The following is a 17,012-nucleotide window of genomic DNA, read 5'->3' on the forward strand; positions in this document are numbered from 1 at the left end:
GAAGCAGGCGCCGATCGCGAGCGTCACGACGGCGACGGCGGCGACCGAGCCGGCCGCGAGGAGAACGCGCTTGAATGGGGACATGCGTCGAGCTTTGCCCCCCCCCCCCCCCCCCCCCCCCGCGGGCGCGCCCCCCCCCCCCCCCCCCCCCCCCCCCCCCCCCCCCCCCCGCGGCCCCCCCCCCCCCCCCCCCGGGGGGGGGGGGGGGGGCCGCCCCCCCCCCCCCCCCCGACCGCTCCGGACGTCACTGCTCCGCCGCCGCCTCACGTTCGGCACGGGCGGCACGCTCGGCCGCCATGCCCTGCCGTCGCAGCACCACGGCCTGTTTCACGTAGTCGAGGCCGGTGAGCACGGTCAGGGCGACCGCCACCGCCATCACCCAGAACCGGAAGGTGGCCAGCGGCCCGGTCAGCGCCAGGACGTACATCCCGACCGCCGTGCCCTGCGCGAGGGTCTTCATCTTGCCGCCGCGGCTGGCCGGGATCACCCCGTACCGGATGACCCAGAAGCGCAGCAGGGTGATCCCGAGCTCACGCCCGAGGATCACTCCCGTCACCCACCAGGGGAGGTCGCCGAGGCTCGAGAGACAGATGAGAGCCGCCCCCATGATCGCCTTGTCGGCGATGGGGTCGGCGATCTTGCCGAAGTCCGTGACCAGGTTGTACGTGCGCGCCAGGTGCCCGTCGAAGACATCAGTGATCATGGCGACGGCGAAGGCCGCCCAGGCCCAGGCGCGCCAGACGGGGTCGTAGCCGCCGTCGGTGAGCATGAGCGCCACGAAGCCCGGCACGAGGACGAGCCGGAGCATGGTCAGGATGTTCGCGATGTTCCACAGGCTGGCCTGGTTGACGGCCGCAGCGCCCAGCTTGCCGCCGGGCGCCGGCCTACCGGAACCGCCCGTAGCGGACGCCGGGACTCCGGTCATCTGCCCGCCTCCTCAGAACACTCGAGCGGCTCGGCGACCAGGTCCACGCCCTGGGTACCGACCACCTTTGCCTCGACGATACGACCCACGCTCAGGCCCTCGCTGCTCGTGAGCAGGACCTGTCCGTCCGTCTCGGGGGCCTGGTGCGCGGCGCGCCCGACGACCCCGTCCTCATCGTCGATGGACTCGACGAGCACATGGACCGCCTCGCCCACACGCTCGTCCGCGCGCTGCGAGACCAGCTCCTCGGCAAGCCGCGACACGCGTGCGAGGCGCTCGGCGACGACGTCCTCGTCGAGCTTGTGCTCGTACGTCGCCGCTTCCGTGCCCTCCTCGTCGGAGTAGCCGAAGACGCCGATCGCGTCGAGGCGGGCGCCGGTAAGGAAGCGCTCCAGCTCGGCCAGGTCGGCCTCGCTCTCGCCCGGGAAGCCCACGATGAAGTTCGACCGGACACCGGCCTGCGGCGCCTTGTCCCGGATCGTGGACAGCAGCTCGAGGAAGCGGTCGGTGTCCCCGAAGCGCCGCATGGAGCGCAGCACGGCGGGCGCGGAGTGCTGGAACGAGAGATCGAAGTACGGGACGACCTTGTCGGTGCCCGTGAGGACGTCGATGAGGCCGGGGCGCATCTCGGCGGGCTGCAGATAGCTGACCCGCACCCGCTCGATCCCGTCGACGGCGGCCAGCTCGGGCAGCAGCGTCTCCAGGAGTCGGATGTCGCCGAGGTCCTTGCCGTACGAGGTGTTGTTCTCGGAGACGAGCATGACCTCCTTGACGCCCTGCTCGGCGAGCCAGCGCGTCTCACCGAGGACGTCGCTGGGCCGGCGCGAGATGAAGGAGCCGCGGAAGGACGGGATGGCGCAGAACGTGCAGCGGCGGTCGCAGCCGGATGCCAGCTTCACCGAGGCGACGGGGTTCGTCCCGAGGCGGCGGCGCAGCGGGGCGCGGGGGCCGGAAGCGGGCGCGAGACCGTCGGGCAGGTCAACGGGGGCGTGTCCGGGAAGCGCCACCTCGGCGCCGGCGTCCTGGCGCTCGGCCGGGCTGATCGGCAGCAGCTTGCGCCGGTCGCGCGGTGTGTGGGAGGCGTGGATGCCGCCGTTGAGGATGGTCTGGAGCCGGTCGGAGATGTCGGCGTAGTCGTCGAAGCCGAGCACGCCGTCGGCCTCGGGGAGGGCTTCCGCCAGATCCTTGCCGTACCGCTCGGCCATGCAGCCGACGGCCACGACGGCCTGGGTTCTGCCATGACCCTTGAGGTCATTGGCTTCGAGAAGGGCGTCGACGGAGTCCTTCTTGGCGGCTTCGACGAAGCCACAGGTGTTGACGACGGCGACGTCTGCGGCCTCGGCGTCCTCGACGAGCTCCCAGCCGTCCGCCTCCAAGCGGCCTGCGAGCTCCTCCGAGTCCACCTCGTTACGGGCGCAGCCAAGAGTGACAAGGGCGACGGTACGGCGTTCGGGCATGGGCTCAAGACTACTTCGTCCCACCGACAGCCCCGCCCGCGAGGGTTACCCGGAGATCATCACCGGGCAACCTCCCGCTCATCCGACCTCGGGATCACCCTTGGTGTAGGTGAGGCGCTCGACCTGTCCGGGCTCGAACTCGTTGTCCACCTGCTTGCCGTTCACGTACAGCTGGATGGCGCCCGCGTCGCCGAGGACGAGGTCGACCTTCTGGTTGTCCTGGAAGGTCTTCGACTCACCCTGTTCGAGCAGGCCGTCGAACATGATCCGTCCGTTGTGGTCCTTCGCGGAGATCCAGCTGCGCCCGTCCGCCGCGTTGATCTTGACGGTGACCTTGTCGCGGGGCGCGGCCGCGATCGCGCTGTCGGTCGGGTCGGGCTTGGGGTCGGTGGGCTTGTTGGCCTTGGGGGTCTGCGTGGGCTTGGGCTTGCCGGTGGCCGGGGTCGCACCCTCGGCCGCCTGCTGCTTCGCACCGTCGTCGCTGCCGCCGAACGCGGTGAACCCGACGAAGCCGATCACCGCGACGATCGCGGCGACCATGGCCGCCGTCCAGTTCGGCCGACGCGGCTCGGACCTGATCCGCTCGGCCTCGAACAGCGGAGCGGCCGGAGTCGGCGCGGGCCGCCCGCCGTGCTCGTCGGCGAACTGGGCGAGAAGCGGCTCGGGATCGATGCCCACGGCGCGCGCGAGGGTCCGGATGTGACCGCGGGCGTAGACGTCGCCGCCGCACCGCGAGAAGTCGTCCTCCTCGATCGCGTGCACGATCGGGATGCGCACCCGGGTGGACGTACTGACTTCGTCGATGGTCATCCCGGCGTCGACGCGCGCCTGCCGAAGGACGCGCCCGATCGAGGGACGGTCGTCCGCGGGCGCGGGCGCCTGCTCGACGGCCGGCGGGGGCGTCGCGTGAAGGTCATCCGAAGGACGGTCGTCTTCAGGGGAGTTGCCGATGGACACGGGGGCGCCTTTCGAGCGTGTAACCACCTGCTGGAGGTTCAGTCTAGGGGGGGTACGAAAGGGTGGGGCAACCGGGCGGTCGGACTTTGTACGCCATCGGTATGGCCGGACGCAACGGCCGGTCACCCCGATGCTGGGACACGTACCTGTCCCCTCCCTCAACTTGACGTACGCGGAGGGGAAACGGTTGCCTCACGCTCCCTTACGAGTGAGCGTCGATCGCGAGTGTGAGCCGTCCGTTCGTCATGTGGGATGCGCGCGCTGTCCCTGCGACGCGCGCCTCACGGTTGAGCCTCCCCGCGGATCACGGCGAGCACTCCATCCAGCTCGTCAGGCTTCACAAGAACGTCACGTGCCTTCGAACCCTCGCTCGGCCCCACGATGTTCCGCGACTCCATGAGGTCCATGAGCCGCCCGGCCTTCGCGAAGCCGACGCGCAGCTTGCGCTGGAGCATCGACGTGGACCCGAACTGAGTGGAAACTACCAGCTCAGCGGCCTGGCACAACAGATCGAGGTCGTCGCCGATGTCCTCGTCGATCTCCTTCTTCTGCTTGGTCCCGACGGTGACGTCTTCCCTGAAGACGGGCGCCATCTGGTCCTTGCAGTGCTGGACGACGGCGTGGATCTCGTCCTCGGTGACGAAGGCGCCCTGCATACGGGTGGGCTTGTTCGCACCCATCGGCAGGAAGAGTCCGTCGCCCTTGCCGATCAGCTTCTCGGCGCCGGGCTGGTCGAGGATGACGCGGCTGTCGGCGAGCGAGGAGGTGGCGAAGGCGAGCCGGGAGGGGACGTTGGCCTTGATGAGGCCGGTGACGACGTCGACCGACGGGCGCTGGGTGGCGAGCACCAGGTGGATGCCGGCCGCGCGCGCGAGCTGCGTGATGCGCACGATCGAGTCCTCGACGTCCCGCGGCGCGACCATCATCAGGTCCGCCAGCTCGTCGACGATGACCAGCAGGTACGGGTACGTCTTCAGCTCGCGCTCGCTGCCCTCCGGCGTCTTGAGCTTGCCGTCGCGGATCGCCTGGTTGAAGTCGTCGATGTGCCGGTATCCGAAGGCCGCGAGGTCGTCGTAGCGCAGGTCCATCTCGCGCACGACCCACTGGAGCGCCTCGGCGGCCCGCTTGGGGTTGGTGATGATCGGCGTGATCAGGTGCGGGATGCCCTCGTACGCGGTCAGCTCGACGCGCTTGGGGTCCACCAGGACCATGCGCACGTCCTCGGGGGTCGCGCGGCACATGATCGAGGTGATCAGGCAGTTGATGCAGGACGACTTTCCCGAGCCGGTGGCGCCGGCGACCAGGATGTGCGGCATCTTCGCCATGTTGGCCATGACGTAGCCGCCCTCGACGTCCTTGCCGAGCGCGACAAGCATCGGGTGGTCGTCCTCGGCCGCGTCGGCGAGGCGCAGGACGTCGCCCACGTTGACCATCTCGCGGTCGGTGTTCGGGATCTCGATACCGACCGCGGACTTGCCGGGGATGGGCGAGATGATCCGGACGTCCGGGGACGCGACGGCGTAGGCGATGTTCTTGGCCAGTGCCGTGATCTTCTCGACCTTCACGGCGGGGCCGAGCTCGATCTCGTAGCGGGTGACCGTCGGGCCGCGCGTGAAGCCGGTGACGTTGGCGTCGACCTTGAACTCGGAGAAGACGTTCGACAACGAGTCGACGACGGCGTCGTTGGCCGCGCTGCGCGACTTGCCGGGGCCGCCGCGCTCCAGGAGGTCGAGCGACGGCAGCGAGTAGGTGATGTCGCCGGAGAGCTGGAGCTGCTCGGCGCGCGGCGGGAGGTCGCGCGGGGCGTCGGGGGCGGACTTCGTCAGGTCGGGCACGCCGACCTTGGCCGGCGCGGCCGCGGGCTCCGGAGCCGTCTCCACGGTCTCCTTCGCCGGGGTCTTGGCCCGTGCGGTCGGCACCGGCGCCGTGCGCTCCGGAGCGCTCTCCCGCTCCGTGGCGACCCCCTGGGTCAGATCGGCGACCAGCGGCGACGGCGGCATGCCGTGCAGCACGGCCCCGTCGAGCGCGGCAGCGGCCGCCGCGGCCACGTCGACCGCGTCCAGGGGCCGGGTCACGACGGGCTGCACAGGGGTGCGCCGGGGCCTGCGCCGCTTGGAGAGCGCCTCCCGCTCCGCCTGGTCGGGGTCGTACGTCTCCGGGTCCGCCGGGCGCCGCCTGGAGCGCGCGGGCAGGGACTCGCGCCACTGCTCGTCGTAACGCTCGTCGTCGTCCGACGCGTCGTCGGCGCCGAGAAAGTCGTCCTCGGGGTCCGGATGGACGATGCCGAGCTTCACGCCGAGCAGCCGCAGGCGCTGTGGAATCGCGTTCACCGGCGTCGCGGTGACCACGAGCAGCCCGAAGACCGTGAGCAGTACGAGGAGCGGTACCGCGAGCACTTCGCCCATGGTGAAGCTCAGCGGCGTGGAGGCGCCCCAGCCGATGAGCCCTCCGGCGTCCCTTATGGCCTGCATGCCGTCGGTGCGGGCGGGCGAGCCGCAGGCGATGTGGACCTGGCCGAGTACGCCGATGACGAGCGCGGACAGGCCGATCACGATGCGCCCGTTGGCCTCGGGCTTCTCGGGGTGCCGGATGAGGCGTACGGCGATTCCGCCGAGCAGCAGGGGTACGAGCAGGTCGAGGCGGCCGAACGCCCCGGTGACGAGCATTTCGACGAGGTCGCCGACGGGTCCGCGCAGATTCGACCAGGTGCCCGCCGCGACGATCAGCGCCAGGCCGAGGAGCAGGAGTGCGAGGCCGTCCTTGCGGTGCGCCGGGTCGAGCCCTTTGGCGCCGCGCCCTATGCCGCGGAACATCGCCCCCACGCTGTGCGCGACGCCCAGCCAGAGCGCACGCGAGAGCCGGTACACGCCCCCGGTGGGGCTGGGCGCGGGCTGCTTCGCCGCGGGCTTCTTCGCCGCGGCTTTCCTCGGGGGCGCCTTCTTCGCCGCGGGCTTCTTCGCGGCCGCCTTCTTGGCAGGGGCCTTCTTCGCCGGAGCCTTGGTCGGCGCGGCCGCCTTCTTCGCGGGCGTCTTCTTGGCTGCGGGACGTGAGGCCATGGGTGTGAGGTTACCGGTGGAGACCACTGCGGACACGTGTGCCTACTGCTTCACCCGTCCGTGTCGCGGATCGGTGTGCCCGGAGGTGACGCTTCCTCAAATAGTGGCCTACTGCTCAGGTCTGCGACGGAAGTGACGGTGCGCCGCTTCCCGTGCCGGGCTCCAGGGCGTCAAGAGCGCGGCGCAGTCCGGTGAGTTTGCGCTCGAGGTGAGCGGCCGTGGCGACCGCTGCCGCGTCCGCCGACTCGTCGTCGAGCTGCTTGGAGAGCGCCTCGGCCTGCTCCTCAACGGCCGCGAGCCGCGCGGAGAGTTCGGCCAGCAGCCCGGCCGGCTCCTTCGAGTCGCCGACGTCGGACTTCCCGCCGCCCTCCAGCTGGAGCCGCAGCAGGGCTGCCTGCTCCCGCAGTTGACAGTTCTTCATGTACAGCTCGACGAAGACGGAGACCTTCGCGCGCAGGACCCATGGGTCGAACGGCTTCGAGATGTAGTCCACCGCACCGGCCGCGTACCCACGGAACGTGTGGTGCGGGCCGTGGTTGATGGCCGTGAGGAAGATGATCGGGATGTCGCGTGTCCGCTCACGGCGTTTGATGTGCGCCGCGGTTTCGAAACCGTCCATTCCCGGCATCTGGACATCCAGCAGAATGACCGCGAAATCGTCCGTGAGTAGCGCCTTGAGTGCTTCCTCCCCGGACGATGCCCGCACCAGTGTCTGATCGAGCGCGGAGAGGATGGCCTCCAGCGCCAGCAGATTCTCCGGCCGGTCATCGACCAGGAGGATCTTGGCCTTCTGCACCATGGCCCGCCCTCCTCGCCCCGGCATGGGGCCACCCCTGTCCGCAGGACTTGGGGCGGCTCCGGAAGCCGCCCCAGAGGGCGACTCCCTTGCGTCGCCCGTCCTTGTGCCGGTCATGGTAGCCGCACCCCGCCCGTCGCCACACCCTGTCACCGCGATGTCACTGTGCACGTAGCACAAACGCAGTGGGAGACCAAAAGGTTCCCCCGATACCGCGCCTCTACACGGCTTCGGCCACACTCAGTCAACAACTGCTCAGTAACGCACACCTACGCGGTCACTCCCCGCGCATCCACTGCTCCATCACCGTGAGCAGATGATCCGGATCGACCGGCTTCGTGACGTAGTCGGAGGCCCCGGACTCGATGGCCTTCTCCCTGTCGCCCTTCATCGCCTTCGCCGTCAGCGCAATGATCGGCAGCCCGGCGAACTGCGGCATCCTGCGGATCGCCGTCGTCGTCGCGTAACCGTCCATCTCCGGCATCATGATGTCCATCAGAACGACCGTCACATCGTCGTGCTGTTCGAGGACCTCGATCCCCTCCCGGCCGTTCTCCGCGTACAGCACGGCCAGACCGTGCTGCTCCAGGACGCTGGTGAGCGCGAAGACGTTACGGATGTCGTCGTCGACGATGAGCACCTTCTCGCCACCGAAGAGGAACGCACGGCGCTCCTGCGGCGCCCCTTCCTGCCCGGTCCCCGCCCACGACTCCTGGGCGCGGTCCTGCGCGGGCGCCACCGGCTCCGGCTGGACGGGCTGACCGGGCAGCGCCGGCCGCTGTTGGGGCGCGGCCACCTGCTTGCGGCGCCGCCTGAAGAGCGCGGCGGGACCGTGCTGGGTGTCCTGGTACGACCTGACCTCCGGCGGCATCGACGCCTCGGGAGGCATGGCACCCTCCAGCGGCACGGCATACATCCCCGGCGCGATGGTGGGCGCGAGCTGCGGGTAGCCCTGCGGCGGCAGTTCGCTCGCGTGCAGCGGCATGTACAGCGTGAACGTGGAGCCACGCCCCGGCTCGCTCTGCGCGTGGATCTCACCGCCGAGGAGCCGCGCGATCTCACGGCTGATGGACAGGCCGAGGCCCGTACCGCCGTACTTGCGGCTCGTCGTCCCGTCGGCCTGCTTGAACGCCTCGAAGATCACCCGCATCTTGCTGGACGCGATGCCGATGCCGGTGTCGGTCACGGAGAAGGCGATCAGGTCGCCGTCCGCCTCCCGCAGGGAGCCCGCTTCCAGGAGCTGTTCACGGATGGCGTTCGGCACGTCCGCGCCCGCCGGCCTGATGACCAGTTCGACGGCTCCGGAGTCGGTGAACTTGACCGCGTTGGACAGCAGGTTGCGCAGCACCTGGAGCAGGCGCTGTTCGTCCGTGTGAAGCGTCGCGGGCAGTTCGGGCGAGACCCGTACGGAGAAGTCGAGGCCCTTCTCTGCGGTCAGCGGGCGGAAAGTGGCCTCTACGTAGTCGACGAGTTGCACCAGGGCGATGCGGGTCGGCGACACGTCCATCTTGCCCGCCTCGACCTTCGACAGGTCGAGGATGTCGTTGATCAGCTGGAGCAGGTCGGAACCGGCGCCATGGATCGTCTCGGCGAACTCGACCTGCTTCGGGGTCAGGTTCGAGTCCGCGTTGTCGGCGAGCAACTTGGCCAGAATCAGCAGGGAGTTGAGCGGCGTACGCAGCTCGTGCGACATGTTCGCCAGGAACTCGGACTTGTACCGCATGGAGACCGCGAGCTGCTCGGCGCGCTCCTCCAGGACCTGCCTGGCCTCTTCGATCTCGGTGTTCTTGACCTCGATGTCGCGGTTCTGCTGGGCGAGCAGCTCGGCCTTCTCCTCCAGCTCCGCGTTGGACGCCTGGAGCGCCTTCTGCCGGTTCTCCAACTCGGCCGACCGCTCGCGCAGTTGCTCGGTGAGCTCCTGCGACTGCTTGAGCAGCACCTCCGTCTTCGTGTTGACGGAGATGGTGTTCACACTCGTCGCGATCATCTCGGCGATCTGGTTCAGGAAGTCCTTCTGGATCTGCGTGAACGGCTGGAACGTCGCCAGCTCGATCACACCAAGGACCGTCCCCTCGAAGAGCACCGGCAGCACGATGACGTGTGCGGGCGGCGCCTCCCCGAGCCCGGAAGCGATCTTCAGATAGCCCTGCGGCACGTTCTCCACGAGGATCGCGCGCTTCTCCTGGGCCGCGGTCCCGATGAGCGTCTCACCGGGCCGGAAGGAGGTCGGCATGGACCCCATCGAGTAGCCGTAACTGCCGAGCATGCGCAGCTCGTACGCGTCCTCGGGCGCGCCACCGGCCTCGGCCTCGTCCGTCGGCAGCGCCAGGAAGAACGCGCCGTGCTGGGCGGAGACGACCGGCGTCAGCTCGCTCATGATCAGCGAGGCGACGTCCGCGAGGTCGCGGCGGCCCTGCATCAGGCCGGAGATACGGGCCAGGTTGCCCTTCAGCCAGTCCTGCTCCTCGTTGGCGACCGTGGTGTCGCGGAGGTTGGAGATCATCTTGTTGATGTTGTCCTGCAGGGCCTGGATCTCGCCCGCCGCGTCCACGTCGATCTTGAGGTTCAGGTCGCCGCGGGTCACCGCCGTGGCGACGGCCGCGATGGCGCGCACCTGACGGGTCAGGTTCCCGGCCATCTCGTTCACGGACTCGGTCAGGTCGCGCCAGGTGCCGTCGACGTCACGCACGCGCGCCTGACCGCCGAGCTGGCCCTCCGTACCCACCTCGCGGGCGACCCGGGTCACCTGCTCGGCGAACGAGGACAGCTGGTCGACCATCGTGTTGATCGTCGTCTTGAGTTCGAGGATCTCGCCCCGGGCATCGATGTCGATCTTCTTGGTCAGGTCGCCCTTGGCGATGGCGGTCGTGACCATCGCGATGTTGCGGACCTGGCCGGTCAGGTTCGACGCCATGCCGTTCACGGACTCGGTGAGGTCCTTCCACGTACCGGAGACTCCCGGGACGCGGGCCTGCCCGCCGAGGATGCCGTCGGTGCCCACCTCGCGGGCCACCCGGGTCACCTGGTCGGCGAACGAACTCAGCGTCGTCACCATGGTGTTGACCGTGTCGGCGAGCTGCGCGACCTCACCGCGCGCCTCGACCGTGACCTTCTTGGTGAGGTCTCCGTTGGCGACGGCCGCCGCGACCTGCGAGATGTTGCGCACCTGGCTGGTCAGGTTGTTGGCCATCAGGTTGACGTTGTCGCTGAGGTCCTTCCAGATGCCCGTGACGCCCCGCACGCGCGCCTGACCGCCCAGCTGGCCCTCCGTGCCCACCTCGCGGGCCACGCGGGTCACCTGCTCGGCGAACGACGACAGCTGGTCCACCATCGTGTTGACGGTCGTGACGAGTTCGAGGATCTCGCCCTTCGCGTCGACGGTGATCTTCTTGGACAGGTCGCCGCGGGCGACGGCCGTGGTGACCTCGGCGATGTTGCGCACCTGAAGGGTCAGGTTGTTGGCCATGCCGTTCACGGACTGCGTGAGGTCCTTCCAGGTGCCGGAGACACCTTGGACCTCGGCCTGCCCGCCGAGGATGCCCTCCGTACCCACCTCGCGGGAGACCCGCGTGACCTGCTCGGCGAAGTTCGAGAGCTGGTCCACCATCGTGTTGAGGGTGTTCTTGAGCTCGAGGATCTCGCCGCGCGCGTCCACGTCGATCTTCTGCGACAGGTCACCGCGCGCCACCGCCGTGGCGACCTGCGCGATGTTGCGCACCTGGGCGGTGAGGTTGCCGGCCATGCCATTCACGGAGTCGGTCAGATCGCGCCACACCCCGGCCACACCGGGTACCTGGGCCTGACCGCCGAGCCGGCCCTCCGTACCCACCTCACGGGCCACCCGCGTCACCTGGTCGGCGAACGCGGAGAGCTGGTCGACCATCGTGTTGATGGTGTTCTTCAGCTCGAGGATCTCGCCGCGCGCGTCCACGTCGATCTTCTGCGACAGGTCACCCCGCGCCACCGCCGTGGTCACCTGCGCGATCTGGCGCACCTGCGAAGTCAGGTTCCCCGCCATGAAGTTGACGGAGTCGGTGAGTTCCTTCCAGGTGCCCGACACTCCGTCGACGCGCGCCTGACCGCCGAGGCGGCCCTCGGTGCCCACGTCGCGCGCCATGCGCGTCACCTGGTCGGCGAACGAGGACAGCTGGTCCACCATCGTGTTCACGGTGTTCTTCAGCTGAAGCATCTCGCCGGACACGTCGACGGTGACCTTCTGCGACAGGTCGCCGTTGGCCACCGCCGTCGTCACCTGCGCGATGTTGCGGACCTGGCCCGTCAGGTTGCGGAAGGCCGTGTTGACGGAGTCCGTCAGGTCCTTCCACGTACCGGCCGCGCCCTGTACGTGCGCCTGGCCGCCCAGCTCACCCTCGACACCGATCTCCCGCGCCACCCGCGTGACTTCGGAACCGAACGCGGACAGCTGGTCCACCATCGTGTTGACGGTGTTCTTCAGTTCGAGCATCTCGCCGGCGACGTCGACGGTCACCTTCTGCGAGAGATCACCGTTCGCCACCGCGGTCGTGACGGTCGCGATGTCGCGCACCTGAGTGGTCAGGTTCCGGAAGACCGTGTTCACCGAATCGGTGAGGTCCTTCCACGTACCCGCCGCACCCGGCACATTCGCCTGGCCGCCGAGCTGCCCTTCCGCACCGACCTCGTTGGCCACACGCGTGACCTCGTCGGCGAACGTGCGCAGCGTCTCGGTCATCTGATTGATCGTCTCGGCGAGCTGGGCGACCTCGCCTCGTGCCGACACCGTCACCTTCTGCGACAGATCACCGTTGGCGACCGCCGTCGTGACCTGCGCGATCCCGCGCACCTGGGCCGTCAGGTTGCCGGCCATAAGATTTACGGAATCGGTGAGGTCCTTCCACACACCCGCCACACCCGGCACCTGTGCCTGGCCGCCGAGCTCGCCCTCCGTGCCCACCTCGCGGGCCACCCGGGTCACCTCGGAGGAGAAGGACGACAGCTGGTCCACCATCGTGTTGACGGTGTTCTTCAGCTCGAGCATCTCGCCCGCGACGTGAACCGTGACCTTCCGGGACAGATCACCCTTCGCCACCGCGGTCGTCACGAGAGCAATGTCACGCACCTGAGCCGTCAACCGGTACGCCATGGTGTTGACCGAATCCGTGAGGTCCTTCCACGAACCGGACATACCGCGCACCCGGGCCTGACCGCCCAGCTTGCCCTCCGTGCCCACCTCGCTGGCCACCCGCGTGACCTCGTCGGTGAACGTCGACAACTGGTCCACCAGGTTGTTGACCGTGCGCCCGACCTTCAGGAACTCGCCGCGCAGCGGATGACCGTTGCCGTCCGGTACCTGCGAGCGCAGCTCCATGCGCGGCGACAGGTCGCCCTCCGCGACCGCCGTCAGCACCCGTCCGACCTCGGAGACCGGGCGTACGAGGTCGTCGACCAGGGCGTTCGAGGCGTTGATCGCCGCGGCCCACGAGCCCTCACAGGCGCCCGTCTCCAGCCGCTCGGTGAGCTTTCCCTCCCGCCCGACCATCCGCCGCACCCGCGACAACTCGCCGGTGAGGTGCAGATTCCGGTCCGCGACCTCGTTGAAGACCGCCGCGATCTCGGTCATAAGGCCGTCGCCCGACACCGTGAGGCGCTTACGGAAATTGCCGTCCCGCATCGCCACAAGCCCGGCGAGCAGTCTGTTCAGAGCGGCGGTGTCCACCGCCGTGGTCCCATTGCGCGGTTTACGCTGTTTCGCCAGGGACTGTCCGCCCTTCGCGCGCGTATTCGTGCCTCGCGACGCTGCGCCAGACTCCACTGTGTCCCTCCCGCAAGGGTCGGCCGTACTGCTCGGATTGCTCGGACTGCTCGGGTTCTCTTCGGATCCTGCCCAGTGTTTCACCATGGCGGAACCAGGCCATAACAGTTCGGCAGCTTCGCACACCGTCCGCACACCCTCCCGGGCGGAAACACTGGTGACCGGCATCCGCATGGACGGCGAAGGTAAGTAACCTTGCATGCGGCTGTCCACCCACCCCGGTCCGCCCGGCCAGGGCGGTGGCACGAGAACGAACGGGCATCGGAGGGGGCGGCCGCGCCATGAGTTCGGGAGACCTGGGCGTCGAGACTCGTACGACTGATACAGGGAGTTCTGTGATCACCGCGCGCGCGGCTGCCACCTTCGACCCCGTCGGGCGGTCCGTCGCGACCGCCCGCGCCTTTGTGCGCGACACCCTCCAGGGGTGGGGCTTCCCCGACATCATCGACGACGCGGTTGTCCTGACCAGCGAGCTCGTGACGAACGCCGTCGTGCACGCCGGCACCTCCGCGGAGGTCCTGTGCCTGCGCACCGACGACGGCGTACGCATCGAGGTCGCCGACCGCTATCCGGAGCGCGAGATCCCGCTCCAGCAGTCCGCGATCAACATGGGCAGCCCCGACCGCGAAGGCGGCCGCGGCCTCCAGCTCTGCGCGGCCCTCGCCACCCGCTGGGGCGTCGACTACACGCCCACGCACAAACTCGTCTGGTTCCAACTCGCCCTTCCCCAGCGCTCGGTGGGCACCCGGACCGCGGTCCCCGCCCTCCCCACCGACCTCCTCCCGCTCGCCGACGGCAGAGTGCGGGTCGCCGTCGTCCAGATCGACCGCACGGGAGCCGTCGCCGCCTGGAGCGAAGACGCGGAACACCTCTTCGGATACGTCGCCGAACAGGTCATCGGTAAACCCCTCACCGACTTCGCGGCCTGGCCGCACACCCCCGGCACGAGCACGGGAATCGCCGACGCGCTGCAGTTCTCACGCTGGGAGGGCAGTTACGGCATCCGCGGCGCCAACGGCCGCGTGACGCCCGTCTACGCCTCACATCTCCGCGTCCGCGACGCCGGCGGCGAACCCTCCACGGTCTGCCTCCTGGTACGCGACCACGAGCGCGCCGTCCTCCAGACCCCGCTGCGCGGCCAGACCACCTCGGAGAGCGGCACGCTGTCCGAGGGCAACGCGTCCGACCCGTTCCAGGTCTTCATCGGCTCACCCGCCCCCGACGACCTCGACGGCCTGCTCCAGCGCACGGTCGAACGCGCCCGCGACATGCTCGACGGCGACTCCGCGTTCCTGCTCCTCGCGACCGACGACGAGACCGAACTGGAGGTCCGCGCCTCCACGGGCCTGCCCTCGGCCCGCCAGCGCTTCGCCCGCGTCCCCGTGGAGGTCGGCCCCGGCCGCTACGGCTCGGCCCGCATGCCGGCCGTCCACGAGGACCTCACGGTCATCCCCGGCGCCGTCCCGCTCCTCAACGGCACGGGCATGCGCTCGGTCGTCACGGTCCCGCTCAAGGTCGAGGGCCGTCTCACCGGCTCCCTCGGCGTCGCGGCCGAGGCACCGAACCGCTACTCGAACGAGGAGGCCCTGCGCCTCCAGTTCGCCGCCGACCGCATCGCCCTCGCCGTCGAGTCGGCCCGCCTCGGCGAGCTCGAAAAGCTCCGCCGCGGCTCCCTCAGCTTCCTCGTCGAAGCCTCCGACCTCCTCGCCGGCACCCTCGACCGCGACCAGACCCTGGCCCTCATGGCCCAGATGACGGTCCCGACGCTCGCCACCTGGTGCGCCGTCTACACGATCGCCGACCAGTCCTCGGAGCCCTACCTCTCGTACGTCCTGCACGAGGACGAGGAGCGCATCGACGGCCTCAAGGCGCTCCTCTCCAAAATCGCCCCGCCCGACCCGGTCCCCACCCCCGGAGCCCGCGTCTGGGCGGCCCCCGCCGAGGCGGCCCACCAAGCGGCTCTACGGACGTCCAAGCGCAGTCTCGGCCTCGGCGCACCGGCGAGCGTCAGCTCGGGCATCGGCACGACCCTCGCGACGGCCTCCGCGGTCGGCGGCGAGACGGTCGTCCTCCCCCTGGTCGCCCGCAACCGCGTCATCGGCATGCTCACGCTCGGCAAGCCGTCCGACGAACACTTCCGCCAGGAAATCCTGGAACTGGCCGAGGACTTGAGCCGCCGCGCCGCGCTCGCCCTGGACAACGCGCGCCTCTACTCGGAGCGCATGGCCATCAGCCAGTCCCTCCAGCGAAGCCTGCTCCCACCGGAACTCCCGCACATCCCGGGCGTCGAGGTGGAGGTCATCTACCGCGCGGCCGGCGAGGGCAACGAGGTGGGCGGCGACTTCTACGACCTGTTCCCGATCCGCGACGGCGCCTACGGCTTCGCCATCGGCGACGTCTGCGGTACGGGACCCGAGGCCGCGGCAGTGACCGGCCTGGCCCGGCACGCCCTGCGCCTCCTGGCCCGCGAGGGCTTCGGCGGCCCCGCGGTCCTGGAGCGCCTGAACGCCGCCATCCTCGACGAGGGCGCCCGCAGCCGCTTCCTCACGCTCCTCTACGGCGAGTTGTGGCCGCAGGAGGACGGCTCGGCCGTCCTGAAGATGGTGTGCGCCGGCCACCCGCTCCCCCTGCGCCTGCGCCAGGACGGCACGGTGGAGCCGTACGCGGAGCCGCAGCCGCTCCTCGGCGTCATGGAGGATCTGGAGCTCTACGAGCAGACGACGACGCTCGACCCGGGCGACGTCCTCCTCTGTGTCACGGACGGCATCACCGAGCGCCGCGAAGGCACCCGCATGCTGGGCGACGACGGCCTGGCGGACGTCCTGACGACATGTACGGGCCTGACGGCCGGCGCCGTGGCGGCGCGCATCATGCGCGCGGTGGAGCGCTTCGCTTCTGACGCCCCTTCGGATGACATGGCCATCCTGACGATGCGCGTCCCGGAGCTCCAGAAGGACTGAGGGTCTCAACGCAAAAGGCCCCCGCCCGAAAGGGCGGAGGCCTTTATGTCTGAGCCCCCAAGCGGAATCGAACCGCTGACCTTCTCCTTACCATGGAGACGCTCTACCGACTGAGCTATAGGGGCCTGTTGCTTTCCCGGGGTTTCTCCCGCAGCAACGGAATTAAGCATACCCGAACTTCAGCTCGGTTCGAACCGCCCCGCCTGCGCGTCAGAAAGCGGGCTGCAGCAGCCCACCGAGCGCATTGCACGCGGAGACGACCTTGTGCAGCTCACGCCGCGACAGCGTGGCGCTGACGGGCAGCGCCAGCGTCTCGTCGGCGGCCCGCTCGGTCTCCGGCAGCGCGATGTCGCGCCGGAACTGCGGCAGCCGGTGCACGGGCGTCTTCACCGGCACGCGGCAGTCAATTCCCCTGGCGCGTACGGCGTGCGCGAAGGCGTCCCGGTCGGGCCGCCCGTTGCCGGGCACTCGCACGACGTACTGCTGGTAGGTGTGCCGATCGCTCCCGGCGGGTGTCCGCACACCGCTGAGCCGCGAGTTCAGATAGCCGGCGTGCGCCCGCCGCTGGGCGAGCCCGTCGTGCGGCTGCTCCGACTCGCCCTGCTCCAGGACGAGCAGCCCACGCCGCCCACCGATCTCCCGAAGGCGCGCGACATCGGCCGGCTGCCCGAAGCGGTGTACGGCGATGATCGCCGCGGTGTGTGCGCTGACGCCGGCCTCGACCGAGGCGGGGTCGAGGCAGTACGTGTCCGGGTCGATGTCCGCGAACACGGGCCTGGCCCCGGCCAGTTCGACGGCCTCCGTGACCTCGACGTTTCCGTAGGCGGGCACGATGACCTCGTCACCGGCTCCGATGCCGGCAGCTCTCAGCATTGCAACTGTCCCCATGACACGGGATGTTGGCTGCGCAACGTGAACGACAAGTGACGCAAAACAAAAAAGAGCTGGTCCCTGAACCGAAGTTCAGGGACCAGCTCTTCAAAAATAGTTCGGCGGCGTCCTACTCTCCCACAGGGTCCCCCCTGCAGTACCATCGGCGCTGTGAGGCTTAGCTTCCGGGTTCGGAATGT

General features: G+C 69.5%; 8 protein-coding genes, 1 tRNA gene and 1 rRNA gene. 1 reads left to right on the forward strand and 9 read right to left on the reverse strand.

Going from position 1 to position 17,012, the window contains the following annotated elements; all coding sequences use genetic code 11:
- Positions 1 to 244 precede the first annotated feature (244 nt).
- From pgsA to AC07EJ_RS45645, 6 genes are all read right to left on the reverse strand, one after another.
- Entirely contained in the window at positions 245 to 925 is a 681-nt protein-coding gene (gene pgsA / locus AC07EJ_RS45620) for a CDP-diacylglycerol--glycerol-3-phosphate 3-phosphatidyltransferase (protein ID WP_389488397.1), read from the reverse strand.
- Positions 922 to 2,382: a 30S ribosomal protein S12 methylthiotransferase RimO gene (gene rimO, locus AC07EJ_RS45625; protein ID WP_389488395.1), complete on the reverse strand. Its 1,461-nt coding sequence runs from the start codon at positions 2,380 to 2,382 to the stop codon at positions 922 to 924. Before rimO ends, pgsA begins: the two co-directional genes overlap by 4 nt.
- A 78-nt stretch (positions 2,383 to 2,460) precedes the next feature.
- Positions 2,461 to 3,339, reverse strand: a complete 879-nt coding sequence (locus AC07EJ_RS45630) for a helix-turn-helix domain-containing protein (RefSeq protein WP_389488393.1) — start codon at positions 3,337 to 3,339, stop codon at positions 2,461 to 2,463.
- Positions 3,340 to 3,620: 281 nt separating this feature from the next.
- Entirely contained in the window at positions 3,621 to 6,395 is a 2,775-nt protein-coding gene (locus AC07EJ_RS45635; protein WP_389488391.1) for a DNA translocase FtsK, read from the reverse strand.
- Between the two features lie 115 nt (positions 6,396 to 6,510).
- Positions 6,511 to 7,194 (reverse strand): response regulator, encoded by a 684-nt coding sequence (locus AC07EJ_RS45640; protein WP_389488388.1) that lies wholly within the window; start codon positions 7,192 to 7,194, stop codon positions 6,511 to 6,513.
- 274 nt (positions 7,195 to 7,468) lie between these two features.
- Positions 7,469 to 12,982, reverse strand: a complete 5,514-nt coding sequence (locus AC07EJ_RS45645; protein ID WP_389488386.1) for a HAMP domain-containing protein — start codon at positions 12,980 to 12,982, stop codon at positions 7,469 to 7,471.
- 335 nt (positions 12,983 to 13,317) lie between these two features.
- Between AC07EJ_RS45645 and AC07EJ_RS45650 the strand changes: the two genes are divergently transcribed.
- Positions 13,318 to 15,942 (forward strand): SpoIIE family protein phosphatase, encoded by a 2,625-nt coding sequence (locus AC07EJ_RS45650; RefSeq protein WP_478886510.1) that lies wholly within the window; start codon positions 13,318 to 13,320, stop codon positions 15,940 to 15,942.
- Between the two features lie 52 nt (positions 15,943 to 15,994).
- Here the strand turns inward: AC07EJ_RS45650 and AC07EJ_RS45655 are convergent.
- The 3 genes from AC07EJ_RS45655 to rrf form a co-directional block, all read right to left on the reverse strand.
- Positions 15,995 to 16,067, reverse strand: a tRNA-Thr gene (locus AC07EJ_RS45655).
- An 85-nt stretch (positions 16,068 to 16,152) separates the two neighbouring features.
- The gene (locus AC07EJ_RS45660; RefSeq protein WP_389488472.1) at positions 16,153 to 16,815 is read right to left on the reverse strand and encodes a DegT/DnrJ/EryC1/StrS family aminotransferase; all 663 of its coding nucleotides are present in this window, start codon (positions 16,813 to 16,815) and stop codon (positions 16,153 to 16,155) included.
- 114 nt (positions 16,816 to 16,929) lie between these two features.
- Positions 16,930 to 17,012: ribosomal RNA gene (rrf, locus tag AC07EJ_RS45665) — 5S ribosomal RNA — on the reverse strand; the annotation flags it as partial.

Source organism: Streptomyces sp. NPDC045026, from assembly GCF_056432625.1.